This window comes from Nostoc sp. ChiQUE01b, assembly GCF_034531255.1.
In the GTDB taxonomy this organism is placed as follows: domain Bacteria; phylum Cyanobacteriota; class Cyanobacteriia; order Cyanobacteriales; family Nostocaceae; genus Nostoc.
Genome location: NZ_JAVRBM010000017.1, coordinates 44,954 through 58,972, shown reverse-complemented (window position 1 = coordinate 58,972; position 14,019 = coordinate 44,954). Strand labels below are relative to the sequence as shown.

The window sequence follows — 14,019 nt, the reverse complement described above, 5'->3', positions numbered from 1 at the left end:
TTAGCATCCTTTTTTTATGGGAACGAATAAAGCACTAATGCTGACATCAGCTCAGCGAGATTTTTTAATATTACTTTTATCAATTCAGCCTCATCTAACTCAAAATCAAATGACTGCCTTGTTTGAGGATAAGTTTGAGATAAAGCTGACAGTACAGCAGTTAAAAACATTAATCAAAAATAGCAAAAGTAAAGTTGAAGAACTTCAGAAGAGTGAAGCTTTAACTTTAGAGTTAGCTATCAAAGTAGGGTTAGTAAATTTACATTCTAAAATCAGCAGAACCCTTGAGCTACAAAGTATTGTGAGGATGTGCCTAGATGGTTATGACTACCAAACTCAAAGTAGCAGAGGAGAGGTAGTAAACCTTATAAAGAGGGAACCAAAGACAGCAGTTGATGCTATTAAGGCTCTCAAAGAAGAATGGGCAGAGAGGATTGAACCTACATCTTCTTACACAATTATTGTTAAAGACTCAGAACCTGTACAAGAAGAATCCTTGGCTGGAGATGAGGATTTGTAAATGAGCTTTGAGATTAAACTACACGCCAAACAAAAGGAGATATTTGTAGACCCAAATAGATTTAGGCTGCTGGTTTGCGGTAGACGCTTTGGTAAAAGTCATTTACTAAGAACTCAACTTATAGTTAGCGCCTTAACCTATAACCAACCAATTGACCCTAACTTTCCTCCAACAATTGCTCTAATTATGCCAACCCTAAAACAGTGTAAGGCAGTACATTGGAAAGCACTTGTAGGAATGTTAAAGGACGCTCCTTTTGTAAAAAATATCAACCATTCAGATTATAGAATAACTTTTAAAGGTTCCAAACCAGACATCATTTTAAGGGGTACAAATGACGATGCTGGGGATGGGTTAAGAGGACTTAAATTTTATTTTGTAGCAGCAGATGAATTTCAAGATATCAAACCTGATGTTTGGGAACAAGTAGTTTTCCCAGCATTAGGAGATACACCAGGTTCAACAGCTACATTATGTGCCACTCCCAAAGGAAAAAATCATCCACTATATAAATTCTATTTAAAGATAAAAGATTTAGCAGAGTGGAGTTATTACCATTTCACCACCCGTGATAATCCTCACTTCCCCCTAAAACAACTTAGGCAAGCAAAGGCTCAGATGCCTGAGAAATCATATAAACAAGAATATCAAGCTAGTTTTGAAAACTTCTCAGGTCAGTTGTTTGACCAGCTATCTAATAAACATTATTTAAAAGATATACCTAATAACCTTTCTTATTACATTGGAGGAGATTGGGGGGATAGAAATCCATGCGTTGTAGTGGTGGGATTAAGCGCAGATAGAAGTAAATTTTATATAGTTGACTACTGGCTAAATAAATCTGGAGAGACTATACCAGAAGAAATTTTCCTAAGAGAGATGGCTAAACTTTGTACTAAATATAATGTGTACAGAACCTATTTACCAGATGACAGAGGAGGCAGTATTAAGTCAGCAAGAATATTAGGTAAACGTGAAAATATACCTGGCATGAGCAGGGCTGTAGAGGTCAGTAGAACTAAGTTAGGACTAATGCCAAGTATAGACATTATGAATAATTTATTTTACCAAGATAATCTTTTTATTAAAGCTAGTTTAACTGAATTGATATCTCAATTTGAAGACTACCATCGGGCAACTGATAGTGAAGGTCAACTAATAAATAAACCAGCAGACCATCAAGAAGATCACACAGTTGATGCTGCCAGATATTGTATAGGTTCCTTGTATAACGCTCTTCAAAATAAACAACTTAGAAATTAAATAATATATGTACCCTAATAAAATACTTTTAGAAACATTAGAGTCAAAGCACTCTGAGTATGTTCAACTTTTACCTGCACTTCAAGAAATTGATTTACTAGTAACAGGAGGCTATCGACTCAAGAATGCTATTAGACAGTTTCTCCCTCAAAAAGCTGGAGAGGAACTTGAAGTTTATGAAACTAGACTAAAGAAATATACATACTTAAATATTCTTAGCTCTAATTTAAATGAGCAGATTAGTAAGTTATCTAACGCCCCTTTAATAGTAGATGGGTTAGAAGCTAACCCTAGCTTCTGGGCTAACTTCAGAGAGGATTCAGACTTAAATGGACGCTCAGAGAGGAACTTAATTAATTTAATCTTTAGAGAAATACTTAAGTTTAAAAAGGTTTACATTCACGTTGATAAAAATCAAGTGGATGTTACTCCTTTGAATCGACTACAAGAGGAAGCACTAGGTCTACGCCCCTATTGTGTGACCTACAGTGCTATGCAAGTTACTAATTGGAGTGAGAGCAAAGGTAAGCTTGACTGGATTAAAGTTAGACAAATTAGAGAAGATTCCAGTAATCCTATTGCTCCATCTCAAATGGTGGCTACATGGACATTTATTGATGGAACCTATATTGCAAAATACTCAGCAATTGTTGAGTTAGATGCTAAAGGAAATATTAGTAAATTATCAAATGAAAATGTTAACTCAGAATCTGATGTTCAGTTGTTAAGTTTAGTTGAGCATGGTTTTGGTGAAGTTCCAGTTTTAAAGGTAGAATTACCTGACCAACTTTGGGTTTGTGATCAAGCTGCTTCTAAAGCGTTAGAGCATTTGCGAACAGATTGTTCAAAATATGATCTATTGACTCTAGCCTATTTTCAGCGCTCCTTTAAGAGAGTTCAAACACCAGATGATGACATACAGAATTCTTATGAAAATGAAACTGAAATCCCAACTGGTTTGCAATATGTAACTGAGCTGGAGAAATTTGAATGGAATGAACCACATGGCTATATTGTTGAGCACATGTCAAGTTCTTTGAGGGCAATAGAAGACCAAGTACGGGACCTTATTTCCAGTGGTGGAGTTTCATCTTCTAATGGGGCTATAACCCAATCTGGTGTCTCTAAGCAGATGGATTTTCAGAAGCAGGAAATAATGCTGAGAGCTTATGGAGAAATCTTAATTGATGTTTATCAAGATGTTCTTCAACTAGTAGCAAAAGCAGCAGGTTTAAATGGGGATAACATATCTTGCACAGGATTAAATAGTTTTGAAAATGACAGCTTAGATTCATTAATAATGAAAGTAGATTCTGTCAGCAAGATTGATGTAGAAGGGCTAAAAGCTAAATTACCACCCACAGTATTTGATATAGTTTACAACCAATTAGTAGGGATGTTAGCTGGTAATTTATCCTCCCTCCAAAAAGAGCAAGTAGCCAAAGAAATAGCATTACTACATAGCTCAAATCAGACTTTGGACACTTCAATAGTATAGAGACCCTCAACAATCCTTAAGACATAACAGACACATTCCTTGCTGTAGAGTTTCGGACTGAGGGTAAACCCACTGGGTAAGGTTTATAAACCAGATAAGTTTTACTGACAACTTTAAAGACAGATACCTATAAATACAGGATTATTTAAAATGACAGAACAAGAAATTCAAGCTTTGATTGATGCTTCACTAAATTCTTTTAAGACTGAAATTAGTACAGAATTTACAAAAGCTAATCAAGGACTTGCAGCATCAGTTACTAAAGAGATTAAGAAACTTCAGACAATTCAATCTACTCCCACAGAACCTTCTGAAAATAACCAAGAGAAGCTAACTCTTCGGGCTTTAGAACAGCAGCTAACAGACCTTAAGACTCAATTAGCTAACAAAGATTTGGAGACCATTGCAGCTAAACGTAGCAGTGCAGTTTCTCAAGTAATTGCTAACTCAAAGGCATTAAGTCCCTCAGCATTACAAAAACTTTTCTTACTTGATTACTCAGATAAAATTAAGCAAGAGGGTGATAAATGGTATGTAGCTCAAGGTGATAATGTTTCCTCTCTAGAAGATGCGTTGAATTCTTATTTGTCAAGTGAAGACGGAAAAGCATTTGTACCTCCTTCAGGAGTTAAAGGTTCCAGTGCTCAAGAAACAAAAGTAACTCCAGTTGATCCTAATCAAAAAGTTAAGGCAGAAGATGCCTTATTTGAATCATTCAACTAATTAATATAAATTACAAAATAATAAATTAAATGGCTAATATTATTTCTCCCGTTAATTCCTTACAGTTGCTTGTACAGGAAGAGGTTGCTTCACTTCAGTTAACTCAATACCCAATGGTTAACCGTCTTGCTAAGAAAGTTACAAGTCAGCAAGTTATCAAGTGGAATGCAAATGTTGGTGGAGCAGGTGCTACTGGTGAACTTACCACAGCTTCAGTTTCTACTTTCTCTGATGATGATTATGTAGCAGCTATTCTACCTATTGGTGGTGCTAGACTTCGTAACAGTTTCCAACTGCAAAAAGAGGATATTGCCCAAGCTAAAGCTGCTGGTAAAGGAGTCCTTCGTGACTTGTTTGCTGCTGATATTAATAGTGGTGTTCGCACTATTCTAGAAGCTTTAAGCACCAAAGTTTACACAGGTACAGGTATTGCTGCTGATGGTGGAGTAATTGGTTTGGTAAGTGCAGCAGCAGCTACTGGAGCTTATGCAGGTCTTGACCCAGCTAGCTACAGTGCTTGGGCATCTTATGTAAATACTGCTGGTGCCAACCGCGCTTTGACTGCTGATTTAATGTATGCAACAGAAGTAGGAATTGCACGTAAAGGTGGAAACTACACAAGTATCTACTGCTCCCCTGAAATTGCAGTTAAATACAAAAATCTGTTTGCTGCTCAACTTAGCATTACAAACCAACTACCTGCTGGTCAAGCTGATATTTCTTACACAGGTTTGACTTTCAGTGGTCGTCCTATCATCCAAGATGTCTACGCTCCTGCTGGTACTCTGTACTTTGTTGATGAGAATGAAGTAGCTCTCTATAGCTTTGCTCAAAACAACAGCCAAGATCGTCAAGGTCTTCAATTCAGTATTGGTGAACTACCTTCTGATAATCCTGATGCAGAAAAATATGTAATTTACACCAAAGCTCAACTTCAACTGAAGAATCGTGCTAAGGGTGTTGCAGTATTGGATAAAATCACACAGTAATTATGGCACAATTCACCATTCCTCAAATTGAAGAGTTTGAGAGAATATTAGGGTTCTTTGTATTTGATACCACAGTTAGAAATGGTCTAACTTCAGAGTATTCTGATACTACGATTGACAGAACTTTAACTATTCTTGATGAGTTGGTGGGTATTGATAATTTACTAAAAGAATCCCTTGAGACCAGTTTTGTAAAGGAATCTAGGGGTTCTAAACTAAGTTATGGTAGTCATGTAACTCACCTGAAATCAGAAGGTACTAGGTTACTAACTGAGTTGGGACAATTACTAGTGGTAGGAGTTAATTATAATAAATACTCACCTAATACTAGACGTAGCACAATAGCTTATTGGTAACTCTAATGTACTCATATAATATTAAAACAAATGGCCCCTTGTTTAAGCAGGGCAATGATGTAAAAGATTTAATTAAAGAGGCATTAGAGGATACTGCTAGCTGGGGACAGAATAGATTAAAAGATAGAAGTCCTGTTAGAACAGGAACATTAAAAGCAGGTTGGTATACATCACTTGGAAAATCATCTATTAGAATTGATAACCTTTTTCCCTACACTCAGTATGTAGAGAAAAAGGTTGAGATGGTTTATAAGACTATACCTGAGATGGAGTCGCGTCTAAAGGGAAATGTAAATAAAATAATTGGTAAATTAAAGTAATGAGTCTATATGAAAAATTAGCTCAGATAGAAGATAAAATATCTGGCATAGAAGTTAAGTTAGGCTTACCACAAAGAAGACATTTATTAGTAAGAAAATATTCTTATAATACCCCTTTAAAAGTACAAGTTACCATAGATACTTTAATTTTACCAAGACCCTACATTAATCCAGTACCACCAAGATATGCTAACCTCCAAGTTTCTATAGAAGGTTCTGATTCAATTTACCTATCTCTAGATGATGTTGAAGTTGAGATACCAAGAACTAAACCCAAAACATTATTTATTCCTGATGGGGATGACAGAGTAGAATTCATAATTGATCCCCCTGTAAATAACTTTAATCAAATCATCTATTCTAACCCTGCTATAAAAGCCCTGGCAGGTACTTCAAATTATAAATTGATATATCTATCAGAAAAGGAGCCAACCACTTGGAAGCTCATTTTAAGAAAGGAAACAGATAATAGATAAATTATAAAATGAATATTCAAATTGCCAGAGACTTAGTAGATGAGTTTCTAATAACTATTATCAAGATAGATGCTTTTGATTTAGATGAACCAAAGGAACTGTATAAGTATGCAGGAGAGGTTAGACTCCCTACAAATACCTCAGTAAGACTACCTGTACAAAACCTAATTCATACTAAACAGAATCTAAATTCAGTTAAAACATCAGCCAGATTACCTTACAGAATAAGTTTTAGATTCCCTGGTCAGTTGTCTTTTTATGCTCTTCCACTTAGAGCATTAGAAGGAATAGTAGCTCACATACATCTATATGCATTACTGTTAGGCCCTGACCCAATTATAGAATCATTTATTCCAGTATATGTAGAAGATTCTGTAACAGTAGAAAGGGTAAAAGATGCTAAGTCTGATTGGTTATGCCACTTAAACTTTTCTTTTGATATTAGGTTTAATACCACTACTGTCCCGAATATATCTGATTTACAAAGCCCTGATTACTTTCAATTTGAGAATCCTCCTACTTTACAAGAGATTAAGATTAGAACCTATAGAGCTAAACCTGCTTTCAGTGTTGAGGAAGTTGATACTTACGTTGAAGATTCAGAAGTAATTATTCAAAAATAAATATAAAATATGACCGCATTATTTAATAACTTTAATGCTCCTGGAGTTAGGATTGTAGAATCCACACAGGGGTTTAGAACTCTGGCTATTGCTAGTTTTTAAGCAGTTTACATGATTGGCTCCTCTTCTGTTGGAGATTATTTAGTCCCTACTCAAGTTACCAGTTTAGAAGATTTCACCAACCAATTTGGTGCATCTCCTAGTGAAGCTTCAGTTAAATTATTCTTCAGAAATGACCGCAGAGGAATCCTTTACTTTGTAAGAACTCCTATTGCTGTTCAACGTAGTATTGTTGTTTCTACTGCTGCTAACCAAACGTATGTAGCTACTATTGGCGGTACTGTAGTAAGTTATGTAAGCACTGGTGGGGAAACCAAGGCTGCTATTGCTTCAGGTATCTTGGCTGCTATCAATAACTCAGCGATCGCTAACTTAGTAACAGCTTCTGCTGGGGCTATTACAGATTCAATTACTGTTAGAGTAGATGATCCTATTGGCGCTGCTGTTACCATATCAGTTGGGACAAATTTAACAGTAGAAGTAACAACTCCTGTTAGCCCTGCTGCTGCTGATTATGTTTACGCAATTGAGAATTCTTTTGATGTAGAAGATGAACATGATCAAGGATTTTTGATTGCTCCTCAAGCTTTCCAATTACTAACTTCAGGAACAGACCGTTTAGCAGTTGCTAATGCTCTACACGCTTTGGCTTCTGACGCTGCTTTTGACTGGATTGCTTTGATTGATGCAGGTGCTAACTTAACAGTAGCTCAAGCTCAAGCTGAAGGTATTTTGATTGTAGCTCCCCAAGGTCACGCTAGTTACTACTATCCCTACCTCAAAGATTTAGAGGGTGGAATTGTACCTCCTTCTGCTGCTGTAGCTGGTGTTGCTACCCGTAGATTTAAAGCTGAAGGTTTAGCACAACCTCCGGCTGGATCTAAGTTTCCTGTACTTGGTGTAACTGATGTAACTGTAAAAGTTAATACTCAGCAACAAGAAGTACTTAATCCTTTAGGTATCAATATTATCAGAAACCTACGCAACAAAGGTGTAGTAATTTGGGCTATGAGAACACGTTCTAGTAGCACCTTCTATTCTTTCTTACCTGTGCGTGTAATCCTGAGTGTTTTGAATGGCACTTTACGTAGAGGATTTGATAATGAACTATTTAGTTCTATTGATGGTTTAGGTATCCTGTTGTCTGATATTGCTGCTTCTGCTCGTTCAGTTTGTAGTAGATTTTGGAGAGCTAAATTATTATTTGGAGCCACTGAAGCTGATGCTTTTGAAGTTCAATGTGACTTTGAAAATAACACAGCAGCAGACTTAGAGGCTGGTAATGTTCTACTAGAAGTATATGTAGTTCCTGCCCCTTCAATGGAGCGTTTACTTATCTCTAGTATTAGGGTTGCAATTGGTACTTTACCATTGAACCAAACTAACCTAGAAGCTCAACTTCTTCCTACAACTCAGGCTTAGTTGAATAGTTAATGATTTCAGTCAAGGTTTCAATACTTTGGCTGAAGTTTCTAATACTTACATTTAAAAATAATTTAATAAAAAATAATTAATTATGGCTATTGCTTTAAATAATATTAACCCTATCAGCAACTCAGATTACGTTATCAAAGTAACTGAAATGCCTGGAGTTTATTGGACTGAGTTCTCTGGTGTTAAAGCTGCTTACAGTCGTGCTAAATATAATGATGGTTTGTCTCAACTTACCCGCACTGCTTCAGGTGGTAATAAAGAGTATGAAAATGTAACCATCTCCAAACCTTATGACCCTGAAAAAGACACAGTAGTAGACCAATTTATTAGAGATTATGAGGGTGGAGAATTCTTCAACCTTAACCTAACTCCAGTACGTTTTGCTAAAGGAAATACTTCTGGTAGAAGTGAACTTGCAGCTACTTCTAATAAAGGTTGGAACCTATCAGGTTGCCGCCTTATGAATTGGTCGTGTGCTGAGGGTGTTGACACTGCTGATGGTTCTAAAACCCTTATGTACAAACTTGAGTTCAGTGTAGAGCAGGCTACTCCTACGGGTTCTAGTTCAGCTTCTACCGCTATTTAATAAATTAAATAATATAAAGTATCATGAGACAGAAAACAGTAGTTGAAGAAGTAAAAGAGTTAACAGTCAAAGAAGAAAGTTTGAAACAGGATTCTGCTAATTTGATTAGTGGTGAAGTAATTGAAGTTCAATCTGAAGCAGTAGAGGAATCCTCTGAATTTACAGCAGAGTATGATGCTGATGCTGGGATTGTTACTTTTAAGCTTACTGATGGTACTCCTGTTGCTATGAAGTCACCAAAGACCCGTCAGTTTTTATTGTTAGAAAGTTTTATTAATTCTGCTGAACCAGAGTATAAGACTGAATCTTTTTTAGTTTTAAAGTTAGCGGCACTTTGTACTACCAAGTATGGGAAGAATACTAGTGTTTCTTTTGATTATCTACTAGATAATCTTGAAGGATGTGATATGAAGAGGGTAGCGGCAGCTATTACCGTGTTTCAAGATAAATTTGAATTTTTATCAACACCAACTATACATTAGTGTTCAAGACCAACCAGCTTTCACTGTAAAATCTCTATATCAAAATTTAATTCAAGCATGTGGAGGGAAATTATCCTCTGATTTACAGGTTTATTTAGATATGGAGATTAGTGAAACCCTATACTATTTATATTTATTAATTGATATTAAAACTCAAGAGAAGAATAAAAATAGTGAATCTAAATTACAAGGTTGGGGATTCTTAGAAGATGATTTTGAGTAATATAAATTATGAAATAAATGGCTAATAATAATAGCGTTACCATAACTTTATTGGCCAATGGTGGTCAGGCTAGCGCAGTAATAAATGGGTTATCCAACCAGATAAATAGAGACCTATCAGGGTCATTAAGTAGAGCTACTATAGGCGCTAACCTGATGACTTCTGCTATTAGTTTAGGTCTACAATCTGTAGGTAAATTAGCATCTAAAGCTATAGGGTTATTTAACAGTGCTGCTGGTACACAATCTAGTGTGATAAGTACCGCTGGTAATGTCATGAAGATTGCTGGCTATAACTTTAAAGAAGCTACTTCATTTGTAGAAGACTTCCAAACTCAGATGGCTAAAGTAGCTGCTGTAGTTAATTTTGAGGTAGAAGGAAACATTAATGATTTAGGTGAATCTGAAATAAATGTTTACTGGACATACGATGATTCAGACCCAGCACAATTAAGATTTATTTTATAAAATTCAATATTCCTCAAGGATTTGAAGTAGTAGATGACTCAGGTGTATATAGTTTTTTAACAGATAACTTATTACAAATTCCTGTAGGGTTGATTTCAGGTTCAGTTACTGCCACTGCTGAAGAAGTAGGTAGTGCTTATAATAATCCTGCATATTCTATAACGAATATTACTCAACCACTAGCATTCTTAACTGGGGTAACTAATCCTGAAGCCGCTAGTGGAGGTACAGATTTAGAAGAAGTATCCGATACTATCAGCAGAGCACTTAATCAAATTAGACTTAGAAACTTAGTTTCTACTAATGACTATGAACAGGCTGCTGAAACTTTACTAGGTAATGGTTCAGTTGCTAAAGCTATTGGGCTACTTGGTAAGGATAAGACTACTAGAGAACTTGGAGCAGTTCACCTATTCCTATTAAATGCAGACGGTCAACCTGCTAATGAGGCTCAACTTTCCTACATTAAATCTCAGTTATCTGGAAGCTTACAATTAGGAACTTCACTATATACTTCACCTATGGAACAGATTTTTATCAGTGCAGAATTCACAGCTAAATTAACCATAGGCGTAAATCCTGAAGAAGCTTTTGATAGATTATGGGAAGCTTTTCAAGAATATCTGAGTCCTAATAGCTATCCTCTGGGTCAAGATTTAATTTTTTATGAAGTAGGTTTTGCTTTACGAAATACAGGGGTAATAAAAGAGGCTGGAAATCTCATATTAAATGGCTCCCCTTCAAATATACCTATGCCAAATGATTATACACTCCCTTCTGCTTATAGCTTATTTATGCAGCTAGTAGATGAAAATGGGGTTGTGTTTGAAGCTCTGCGCGGGGCAGGTGAACCTCCTGAATTCTCTGGAGGCTTTGTTTGATGCAAACAAAAATTGCTTGGGATTCAGGTAAACCTATTTGGGAAAGATTACCTGAATGCTACAAAGAAAATGATATAGCAGAATGGCTGACAACTTACTTTGATGAACTACTAGTTGACACTAAAGCAAAGGTTGATGATCTCCCTAGACAGCTCAATCCATTAGAGTGCGATGAGGTTTGGTTAGACGTTCTAGCCCCTCTCTGTGGCTTTACAGGAGTATATTGGGACAAAACTTGGGCTGCTTCATCTAAAAGGTTATTAATATATAACTCATACATCAAAATATGGCCAGGTAAAGGTACTAAAGAAGTATTGAGTTTAGTACTAACTTGCTTTAATATTCAACACTTGATCACCTCTAGAGGTGATTTTATTTTAGGGACATCTACTGTTGGAGATGAATTAGGAACTTCTGCTTGGGAATATATAATTTATCTCCCTAATATATATAAAAATAATCCACAGCAAAAACTAACTGAAAAGCTAAATACTATTTATGGCCCCTGCTGGTGTAGTAGTGAAATTATATTTAATGATAGTTATTTTTCTTAAAAAACTTTATTAATTCAATTTAAATAATATAAATAAATGACTCAAATAGTAGGAACACTAAACGATTCTGCTGGAAATGGTATTACAGGGAAACTTATTGTTGTATTAGCTGGTAGTTTAATTGACGATACTACTTCCCCAGATACAATTTATCTACCTCAATCATATACGTTTACTATAACAGCAGGTGCCCTTGATATAACCCTGCCACAATCTGAAACTTCAAGAATTACTTATAACTTTCAATTCTTTAAAACTAACACAGATGGATCATTAATTGAACCAGCGTTAAATAATTTTAATGCACTAGTTCCTAATCTTAGTCCAGTTCAATTTGCATCACTAACACCTACTGGAATTACAAATGATGTCTTGGACACTGGTGCTTTGCGTACTGCTAGGCTGATAGCTAGTACCCCTGCACTTGCTCAATCAATTGGTGGTCCATTTCCTCAAGGTGTTTACAATCCTTCTACTACATATAAGTTCAGAGATTTAGTAACTTACCTAAACAGAACTTACATCTCCAAAGACCTAAACCCAATTACAGGTGTAGTACCAACTAATACTATCAGTTGGATGAATATACCAATTGAACCGAATGGTAGCTTACTTCTGGGTGATGCTACCCCTTATGGTACTTCTTGGAATGGCTCAGGTTTAGCTGCTTCACAGAATAGTATCTATGATGAAATTGAATCAGTTAAAGCTGATGTAGCTTTAAAATCAAATATTATTAGTCCTATTTTTACTGAAGATGTTATTGTACCTGATCAAACGGCAGGTAATAACTCAACTAGAGCTGCTAATACAAAATATGTTGATGCTGGTTTAGCACTAAAAGCTAATTTAGCAAGTCCAACTCTTACTGGTACTCCTATCACCCCTACTGCCTCCCAAGGTACAAATAACACACAGATAGCCTCAACAGCGTTTGTTCAACAAGTAAACCGTCCTTGTGTTTTTGCTGATGTCTCTAGTGCTTTGACACAAACAGCCTCCTCTCTTATCATTTCTTTTAGCTCTGAATCTATTGATAGTAATAATGCATTTTCAGGGACAACTTTTACTGTTCCTATTGCGGGAATTTATCAAATTAGTGGTTTAATATCCCTTTCAAATAATGATACATCTACAAGACAATTCCGCCCTTATCTTCTTCTAAATGGTTCCCCATTTAGGCAATTGGGTAGTATGATTCTAAATGCAGGACAAGGTAATTCAATTACTTTAGCCTCCCTATTAATCCCTTGTTCAGTTAGCCAAACATTACAAATAAGACTGGATGTATATACTGGACTATCTGTTCCATTCACTGTTTATGGGGCTGGTAGTTCTTTTATCAATATTTTTAGACTAGCTGCTTAATTTATTAATAATAAATCTCAAATATTATGACTCGTGTTATATTTCAAAACGGTGATATATTTACAGCAGAACATGCTAATGCTATAGCTAATCCTATAGTGGACGGTGATGACTTTATTGGTCATGGACCAAAGGTATTAGATTCTTACCTTGATGATACCCCAGGTCAAATTAAATCAAATTTCTATACATTTTATAATCGACTAAAAGTTAGCCACACATCAGGGTTAACTTTTTCTTATTTAGGCGGAGTAGTTTTATTATCTGATGGTACCTTAGTTAGTATTAACCCTGGTTCAATTAATTTACCAGATAATGTTACCAGGTATATATATGTTGGTTCTGATGGAACTGTACAAGCTGCCTCTAGCTTACCTAATATTAGTTTTCCTCTAGCTAAAGTAACTACTGCCTCTGGAACTCTATCTGGGAGCATCATTGATTTAAGAGATAAATTAGTTGACAGATTAGGCCCATCTGATATTCCTGTCACCCAATTAATTCCACCTGGGGCAATGATGGACTTTGGGGGAACAGTATTACCTTCTGGTTGGTTGTGGCAAGATGGTTCGTATTATGCCCCTAGCACTTACCCAGCTCTGTTCGCAGCAATTGGTTACAGTTTTGGTCAATCTGGTGTTAATTTCAAGGTACCAGATTGCAGAGGTAGGGTGGCTGTAGGAGCGGGTACAGGTTCACGCTTAACTAATCGTACCTTGGGACAAATAGGAGGATTAGAGGGAGTTGTTTTAAATTTAGCTCAAACACCTTCTCATACTCATGGTATCAATGACACTGGGCATAGTCACTCAGTTAATGAATCTGCCCACTCTCACACAGTCAATGACCCAGGCCATGCTCATACTATTAATGACCCAGGTCATGCTCATAATTTAAGACCCTATAGGGGATACAACGAAGGAAATGGTACTAGAGGAGATGGTGCAGAATTAACTCAGGTTCCTGGAGGAAGTAACTTCTACCCTAATACCCAAATTAGTGGGACTGGAATTAGTATTTATGGTACTTTCACAGGTATTTCACTTATAGGTACAAAAACTAATGTTAGCCTGAATGCTTCCACTTCTGGTATCAGTGTTAATGCTCAAGGTGGTGGCGGTTCACATGAAAATATGCAACCCTGGTTAGCCGTTAATAAGATTATTAAATATTAAAAATTTAAGGTTCACTTTATT

At 36.1% G+C, this 14,019-nt stretch carries 18 protein-coding genes; all 18 read left to right on the top strand.

The window, feature by feature from the left end:
- The first annotated feature begins 16 nt into the window (after positions 1-16).
- The gene (locus RMY63_RS13890) at positions 17-520 is read left to right on the top strand and encodes a hypothetical protein (protein WP_322729260.1); all 504 of its coding nucleotides are present in this window, start codon (positions 17-19) and stop codon (positions 518-520) included.
- Positions 521-1,783 (top strand): terminase large subunit domain-containing protein, encoded by a 1,263-nt coding sequence (locus tag RMY63_RS13885; RefSeq protein WP_322729259.1) that lies wholly within the window; start codon positions 521-523, stop codon positions 1,781-1,783.
- 7 nt (positions 1,784-1,790) lie between these two features.
- Positions 1,791-3,281, top strand: coding sequence for a hypothetical protein (locus RMY63_RS13880; RefSeq protein WP_322729258.1), 1,491 nt, complete (start codon positions 1,791-1,793; stop codon positions 3,279-3,281).
- Between the two features lie 150 nt (positions 3,282-3,431).
- Positions 3,432-4,004 (top strand): hypothetical protein, encoded by a 573-nt coding sequence (locus RMY63_RS13875; protein ID WP_322729257.1) that lies wholly within the window; start codon positions 3,432-3,434, stop codon positions 4,002-4,004.
- Positions 4,005-4,033: 29 nt separating this feature from the next.
- On the top strand, positions 4,034-4,993 hold the full coding sequence (locus RMY63_RS13870; RefSeq protein ID WP_322729256.1) for a phage major capsid protein: 960 nt from the start codon (positions 4,034-4,036) through the stop codon (positions 4,991-4,993).
- A gap of 2 nt (positions 4,994-4,995) precedes the next feature.
- A complete protein-coding gene (locus RMY63_RS13865; protein WP_322729255.1) occupies positions 4,996-5,349 on the top strand; it encodes a hypothetical protein in 354 nt (117 codons plus the stop codon).
- Between the two features lie 5 nt (positions 5,350-5,354).
- A complete protein-coding gene (locus RMY63_RS13860) occupies positions 5,355-5,669 on the top strand; it encodes a hypothetical protein (RefSeq protein WP_322729254.1) in 315 nt (104 codons plus the stop codon).
- The gene (locus RMY63_RS13855) at positions 5,669-6,145 is read left to right on the top strand and encodes a hypothetical protein (protein WP_322729253.1); all 477 of its coding nucleotides are present in this window, start codon (positions 5,669-5,671) and stop codon (positions 6,143-6,145) included. The genes RMY63_RS13860 and RMY63_RS13855 overlap by 1 nt, the downstream gene beginning before the upstream one ends.
- An 8-nt stretch (positions 6,146-6,153) precedes the next feature.
- Complete coding sequence (locus tag RMY63_RS13850; protein WP_322729252.1) at positions 6,154-6,768, top strand: hypothetical protein; 615 nt, start codon at positions 6,154-6,156, stop codon at positions 6,766-6,768.
- A gap of 111 nt (positions 6,769-6,879) precedes the next feature.
- Positions 6,880-8,250 carry a phage tail sheath subtilisin-like domain-containing protein gene (locus RMY63_RS13845; RefSeq protein ID WP_322729251.1) on the top strand — a complete coding sequence of 457 codons (1,371 nt, stop codon included), beginning with the start codon at positions 6,880-6,882 and terminating at the stop codon, positions 8,248-8,250.
- Positions 8,251-8,344: 94 nt separating this feature from the next.
- Positions 8,345-8,848 (top strand): hypothetical protein, encoded by a 504-nt coding sequence (locus RMY63_RS13840; protein WP_322729250.1) that lies wholly within the window; start codon positions 8,345-8,347, stop codon positions 8,846-8,848.
- A gap of 23 nt (positions 8,849-8,871) precedes the next feature.
- Positions 8,872-9,330, top strand: coding sequence for a hypothetical protein (locus RMY63_RS13835; protein WP_322729249.1), 459 nt, complete (start codon positions 8,872-8,874; stop codon positions 9,328-9,330).
- On the top strand, positions 9,299-9,553 hold the full coding sequence (locus RMY63_RS13830; RefSeq protein WP_322729248.1) for a hypothetical protein: 255 nt from the start codon (positions 9,299-9,301) through the stop codon (positions 9,551-9,553). Before RMY63_RS13835 ends, RMY63_RS13830 begins: the two co-directional genes overlap by 32 nt.
- A gap of 17 nt (positions 9,554-9,570) precedes the next feature.
- Positions 9,571-10,020, top strand: a complete 450-nt coding sequence (locus RMY63_RS13825; protein WP_322729247.1) for a hypothetical protein — start codon at positions 9,571-9,573, stop codon at positions 10,018-10,020.
- A complete protein-coding gene (locus RMY63_RS13820; protein ID WP_322729325.1) occupies positions 10,002-10,901 on the top strand; it encodes a baseplate J/gp47 family protein in 900 nt (299 codons plus the stop codon). Before RMY63_RS13825 ends, RMY63_RS13820 begins: the two co-directional genes overlap by 19 nt.
- On the top strand, positions 10,901-11,455 hold the full coding sequence (locus RMY63_RS13815) for a phage tail protein (protein ID WP_322729246.1): 555 nt from the start codon (positions 10,901-10,903) through the stop codon (positions 11,453-11,455). The genes RMY63_RS13820 and RMY63_RS13815 overlap by 1 nt, the downstream gene beginning before the upstream one ends.
- Positions 11,456-11,491: 36 nt before the next feature.
- Positions 11,492-12,823: a hypothetical protein gene (locus tag RMY63_RS13810; protein WP_322729245.1), complete on the top strand. Its 1,332-nt coding sequence runs from the start codon at positions 11,492-11,494 to the stop codon at positions 12,821-12,823.
- A gap of 26 nt (positions 12,824-12,849) precedes the next feature.
- Positions 12,850-13,998 (top strand): tail fiber protein, encoded by a 1,149-nt coding sequence (locus RMY63_RS13805; RefSeq protein WP_322729244.1) that lies wholly within the window; start codon positions 12,850-12,852, stop codon positions 13,996-13,998.
- Positions 13,999-14,019: the final 21 nt, after the last annotated feature.

Excerpts from the sequence above, each read along its gene's own strand:
- RMY63_RS13890 (WP_322729260.1), top strand. The coding sequence starts at position 17 with ATGGGAACGAATAAAGCACTAATGCTGACATCAGCTCAGCGAGATTTT.
- RMY63_RS13885 (WP_322729259.1), top strand. The coding sequence starts at position 521 with ATGAGCTTTGAGATTAAACTACACGCCAAACAAAAGGAGATATTTGTA.
- RMY63_RS13880 (WP_322729258.1), top strand. The coding sequence starts at position 1,791 with ATGTACCCTAATAAAATACTTTTAGAAACATTAGAGTCAAAGCACTCT.
- RMY63_RS13875 (WP_322729257.1), top strand. The coding sequence starts at position 3,432 with ATGACAGAACAAGAAATTCAAGCTTTGATTGATGCTTCACTAAATTCT.
- RMY63_RS13870 (WP_322729256.1), top strand. The coding sequence starts at position 4,034 with ATGGCTAATATTATTTCTCCCGTTAATTCCTTACAGTTGCTTGTACAG.
- RMY63_RS13865 (WP_322729255.1), top strand. The coding sequence starts at position 4,996 with ATGGCACAATTCACCATTCCTCAAATTGAAGAGTTTGAGAGAATATTA.
- RMY63_RS13860 (WP_322729254.1), top strand. The coding sequence starts at position 5,355 with ATGTACTCATATAATATTAAAACAAATGGCCCCTTGTTTAAGCAGGGC.
- RMY63_RS13855 (WP_322729253.1), top strand. The coding sequence starts at position 5,669 with ATGAGTCTATATGAAAAATTAGCTCAGATAGAAGATAAAATATCTGGC.
- RMY63_RS13850 (WP_322729252.1), top strand. The coding sequence starts at position 6,154 with ATGAATATTCAAATTGCCAGAGACTTAGTAGATGAGTTTCTAATAACT.
- RMY63_RS13845 (WP_322729251.1), top strand. The coding sequence starts at position 6,880 with ATGATTGGCTCCTCTTCTGTTGGAGATTATTTAGTCCCTACTCAAGTT.
- RMY63_RS13840 (WP_322729250.1), top strand. The coding sequence starts at position 8,345 with ATGGCTATTGCTTTAAATAATATTAACCCTATCAGCAACTCAGATTAC.
- RMY63_RS13835 (WP_322729249.1), top strand. The coding sequence starts at position 8,872 with ATGAGACAGAAAACAGTAGTTGAAGAAGTAAAAGAGTTAACAGTCAAA.
- RMY63_RS13825 (WP_322729247.1), top strand. The coding sequence starts at position 9,571 with ATGGCTAATAATAATAGCGTTACCATAACTTTATTGGCCAATGGTGGT.
- RMY63_RS13815 (WP_322729246.1), top strand. The coding sequence starts at position 10,901 with ATGCAAACAAAAATTGCTTGGGATTCAGGTAAACCTATTTGGGAAAGA.
- RMY63_RS13810 (WP_322729245.1), top strand. The coding sequence starts at position 11,492 with ATGACTCAAATAGTAGGAACACTAAACGATTCTGCTGGAAATGGTATT.
- RMY63_RS13805 (WP_322729244.1), top strand. The coding sequence starts at position 12,850 with ATGACTCGTGTTATATTTCAAAACGGTGATATATTTACAGCAGAACAT.